2 protein-coding genes are annotated in these 1,080 nt (G+C 65.2%); both read right to left on the bottom strand.

The annotated features are described in order from the left end of the window. A partial coding sequence (locus IVB13_RS29140) for a homocysteine S-methyltransferase family protein (RefSeq protein WP_247491019.1) occupies positions 1-931 on the bottom strand: 931 nt, incomplete at its 3' end. 6 nt (positions 932-937) lie between these two features. After that, positions 938-1,080 (bottom strand): methylenetetrahydrofolate reductase (locus IVB13_RS29135; RefSeq protein WP_247491021.1); only part of this gene is annotated, 143 nt, incomplete at its 5' end.

Below are 1,080 nucleotides of genomic sequence, written 5' to 3'. Positions count from 1 at the left end.
CGACGATGTTGACGAGGCCATCGCGCGCGAACTCGCCGACCAGGCGGGCCATGTATTCCGGGGTCTCGTCATACTGGCCGAACTCGTTGGGCAGGCCGGCATTGGGATAGGCGCAAACAAGCGTGTCGGCGACGCGGCCGATATCGGCGATATGCGCGCGCAGATCTTCCGCGCCGAGCGCGCAGTTGAAGCCGATGGTGACGGGCTTGGCGTGCTGGACCGAATGCCAGAACGCTTCCGGCAACTGGCCGGACAGCAGGCGGCCGGACTTGTCGGTGATGGTGCCCGACACCATCACGGGCATGTCGATGCCACGTTCTTCCGTGATCTCGGCGATCGCGTACAGCGCCGCCTTGGCGTTCAGCGTGTCGAAGATGGTCTCGACCAGCAGCAGATCGACGCCGCCGTCGAGCATGCCGTTGATCTGCTCGCCATAGGATTTGCGCAGGTCGTCGAACGTGACGGCGCGGTAGCCGGGATTGGACACGTCGGGCGAGATCGAGGCGGTGCGGTTGGTCGGTCCGATGGCGCCGGCGACGAAGCGCGGCTTGCCGTCCTCGGCCTCGACGCGGCGTGCGGCGTTGCCGGCGAGGCGGGCGCCTTCTCGCGCCATCTCGTAGACGATGTCGGCGAGATCGTAATCGGCTTGGGCAATCGAGGTCGTGGAGAAGGTGTTGGTCGCGACGATGTCGGCGCCGGCGCGCAAGTAAGCGGCGTGGATGTCCTCGATCGCCTGCGGTTGGGTCAGGATCAAGAGGTCGTTGTTGCCGCGCAAATCGCGATGGAAGTTCTTGAATCGCTCGCCGCGGAAGGCGGCCTCGTCGAACTGGAGATTCTGGATCATCGTGCCCATGGCGCCGTCGAGCACGAGAATGCGCTCGCGCGCGGCGTTGAGCAGGGCGGTTCGCTTGGGAGAGGTGGATACGGTCATGGTGTCTTAAGCCGCCTTCTGCGCGCTCTTGGCGCGGATGCCGAGCAAATGGCTGATCGCGAACACGAGATCGGCGCGGTTCATGGTGTAGAAATGGAAGGTGTCGACGCCGTGCTTGGCCAGCTTCTGCACCTGGCCGGCCGCGACGG

The sequence above is a fragment of the Bradyrhizobium sp. 17 genome, assembly GCF_023073515.1.
Lineage (GTDB): Bacteria > Pseudomonadota > Alphaproteobacteria > Rhizobiales > Xanthobacteraceae > Bradyrhizobium > Bradyrhizobium canariense_D.
Note: the sequence above shows the minus strand (reverse complement) of the source record. Positions and strands in the feature narration are given on the sequence as shown.